Below are 2,744 nucleotides of genomic sequence, written 5' to 3'. Positions count from 1 at the left end.
TAACGCTCGGCTCAATAAGAAAATAATTTGCCACTAACGCGGGAATGTTATGCATATCTTCTTGCAGGGCACGCTGCCCGGCACGAGGATGGATTGCCATTAACTTATCCTTGTAATAAAAAGGCGAAACGCCAGTTAAATTTCACCGCAAACTTTGTCGATGATATCTGCACCGAAGTTCATTTTGCCCATCAGTTGCTCAACCATCTGACGTTTGCGATCAGTATTCGTATTCGTTATTACCCAGAATGGAGTCTCGGGAATCGCTTTCGGCTTGGTCGTTTTACCACTCGCCAGCAGGGTGTCTTTGCTCTCTGCAAAGTAAATGCGGGTACGACCTTTGATTGCCGCAGCTTCTGTAAAGCCTTTCGGATCGATACGATAAAGCGACGACAAGATCATCATGAAGCGGCCGATGGCTTTTTCCTGGACGGCAAATTCATCTGAAATCAACAATGATCGCATCTCTTTTACGCGATCCATTTTCGTTACGTTACCCGCGTCTTTACTTACCACGATACCCTTAGGTCGAACAGGCATAACAACCTCAGGCTGCTGTTCGCTCTGCTCTGGCACCATTAACAGGCGGCGCAAAATGTCGGATGCACTCTCGCCAATATGCTGGGTTTGGCTGGCAATATAACGATATAGCTCTTCGTCTACCTCAATACTCTTCATCGTAGTGTTCATTATCGTTCCGTTTGAAAATCACCGTGAGATTATAACGTGATCCGAGGTTATACTCTACGGTAAAGCGTTATCAACAAGAGAAAATAGTCAGTGAATCTTCATTACCAAGTGGACGGACAAGGTGAAGCGATCATTTTGATCCACGGCCTTTTCGGCAGTGCCGACAATCTGGGACTGCTCGCCAGATCGTTGAAAGATAAATATAAAGTGATCAGCATCGATCTTCGAAACCACGGCCGATCCCCCCATTCCGATACATTTACCTACCGAGAAATGGCTGACGACGTCCTGAAAGTCATCGACCAATGTGATATAGAGCGGTTCTCGCTCATTGGCCATTCCATGGGCGGAAAAGTTGCCATGGCGATGACCGAGCTGGCCGCGCCCCGTTTCAACCATTTAATCATTTTGGATATGGCGCCGGTCCATTACCACGTACACCGCCACCAAAGTGTCTTTGCCGGCCTGCGTGAAGTCGCCAGACACACTGTTGGTAAACGCAGCGAAGCTGAAACACACCTGGCTAAACATGTCCTCGAACCGGGCGTACGGCAATTTTTGCTCAAGTCGTTTGCCAAAACAGACAGCGGCTATCAATGGCGCTTCAATGTCGAGGGCCTGATCGCCAACTACGATACCATTATGGGGTGGCAGGAAGTGCCTGAATTCACAGGTAAGACCTTGTTCGTTAAAGGCCAGGATTCGGAATATATCCTGCCGGAGCACAGGGAATCTATCGCACGCCAGTTTCCTTCGGCCAAGGCCCACATGGTGGCAAATACCGGACACTGGCTGCATGCCGAGAAACCAGAGACGGTAAACCGTATAATTCTGAACTTCTTACAGTCGGCTTAGGGCGAATCAAGCGCCCCTATACCGTTAACAGGCACCTACTGTCTGTGTTATAGTGCGCGCCTAGCTCGGCTTCAACTGCTGTAAGGAGACAGAAATGTTATATGAGCACATGGAACTGCTTGAATCGATTGGGCTGGACTTGTTGTTCGCCGCAATATTTTTCTTTATCGGCATGGCCATAAAGGATGTACTGAAGCAGGGTAATGTGCCACCATTTGGCCGTAAAATTGTCTGGCTTGTCCTTTTCCTGGGCTGCGCCGGGTTTATCACCAAGGGCCTGATCCAGATTAGCTGGGAAGGCGCAGGCATTGGTTAACATTTATAGCTGAATTCAGCGACTGCCGAGCGTGCAACAAAGCCGAATCATGAAATAGAACATGCTCTGACAAAGAGCTAGTGATGATCAGATAAAACAGCATCGAGCATTCAAGTGACAACTGTCACCACTTGACAAGTGATCATTGAAACTCAGGGCCAGCGCCCTGATAAGATTTATGTATATCGTTATCATCAAGGATAACGGTCAACAACTAATACGGGTAATCTCTACTATGGCGAGTGTAGGACTCTTCTTTGGTAGCGACACAGGTAATACAGAAGCTGTCGCTAAAATGATCCAGAAGCAACTGGGCAAAAAACTGGTTGAAGTAAAAGATATCGCTAAAAGCAGCAAAGAAGATATCGACAACTTCGACCTGCTACTGTTAGGTATCCCTACCTGGTACTACGGCGAAGCGCAGTGTGACTGGGATGACTTCTTCCCTGAGCTGGAAGGTATCGACTTCTCGACCAAGCTTGTTGCTATTTTCGGTTGTGGTGACCAAGAAGATTACGCAGAGTACTTCTGTGACGCTATGGGTACGGTTCGTGAAATCGTGGAAGGCCGCGGCGCAACTATCGTTGGCCACTTCCCGACAGAAGGCTTTGAGTTTGAAGCATCAAAAGCACTTGTTGACGACAACCACTTCGTTGGCCTTTGCATCGATGAAGATCGCCAGCCTGAACTGACTGACGAGCGCGTAGAGAAGTGGGTAAACCAAATCTACGACGAAATGTGCCTGGCTGAACTGGCCGACTAATCGTCACTGTTACGCCCAAAAACGCGCTCTATGGCGCGTTTTTTATTTCTGTAATCGCAACCAGATCTGCATACCTCGAAATAGCTTACATACCCTATCCGTATATAAACATCTACGCAT

Annotated in this window: 4 protein-coding genes; 3 read left to right on the top strand and 1 reads right to left on the bottom strand. The window is 47.9% G+C overall.

Annotation, left to right across the window (positions count from 1 at the left end):
* Nucleotides 1-135: 135 nt before the first annotated feature.
* Entirely contained in the window at nt 136-678 is a 543-nt protein-coding gene (gene seqA / locus MHN01_RS23575) for a replication initiation negative regulator SeqA (RefSeq protein ID WP_075768438.1), read from the bottom strand.
* Between the two features lie 102 nt (nt 679-780).
* Between seqA and MHN01_RS23570 the strand changes: the two genes are divergently transcribed.
* The 3 genes from MHN01_RS23570 (at nt 781) to fldA (ending at nt 2,624) form a co-directional block, all read left to right on the top strand.
* Nucleotides 781-1,545, top strand: a complete 765-nt coding sequence (locus MHN01_RS23570) for an alpha/beta fold hydrolase (protein ID WP_239413787.1) — start codon at nt 781-783, stop codon at nt 1,543-1,545.
* Between the two features lie 94 nt (nt 1,546-1,639).
* On the top strand, nt 1,640-1,861 hold the full coding sequence (locus MHN01_RS23565; RefSeq protein ID WP_075768289.1) for a DUF2788 domain-containing protein: 222 nt from the start codon (nt 1,640-1,642) through the stop codon (nt 1,859-1,861).
* A gap of 235 nt (nt 1,862-2,096) precedes the next feature.
* On the top strand, nt 2,097-2,624 hold the full coding sequence (gene fldA, locus MHN01_RS23560; protein WP_075768288.1) for a flavodoxin FldA: 528 nt from the start codon (nt 2,097-2,099) through the stop codon (nt 2,622-2,624).
* The last annotated feature ends 120 nt before the right edge of the window (nt 2,625-2,744 follow it).

Origin of the sequence: Photobacterium sp. OFAV2-7 (genome assembly GCF_022347985.1) — a bacterium.
Lineage (GTDB): Bacteria > Pseudomonadota > Gammaproteobacteria > Enterobacterales > Vibrionaceae > Photobacterium.
This window is presented reverse-complemented; position numbering and strand designations above follow the sequence as displayed.

What these genes read in the sequence shown, in the direction of transcription:
- seqA (WP_075768438.1), bottom strand. Translation starts at nt 678, where the DNA reads ATGAAGAGTATTGAGGTAGACGAAGAGCTATATCGTTATATTGCCAGC.
- MHN01_RS23565 (WP_075768289.1), top strand. Translation starts at nt 1,640, where the DNA reads ATGTTATATGAGCACATGGAACTGCTTGAATCGATTGGGCTGGACTTG.
- fldA (WP_075768288.1), top strand. Translation starts at nt 2,097, where the DNA reads ATGGCGAGTGTAGGACTCTTCTTTGGTAGCGACACAGGTAATACAGAA.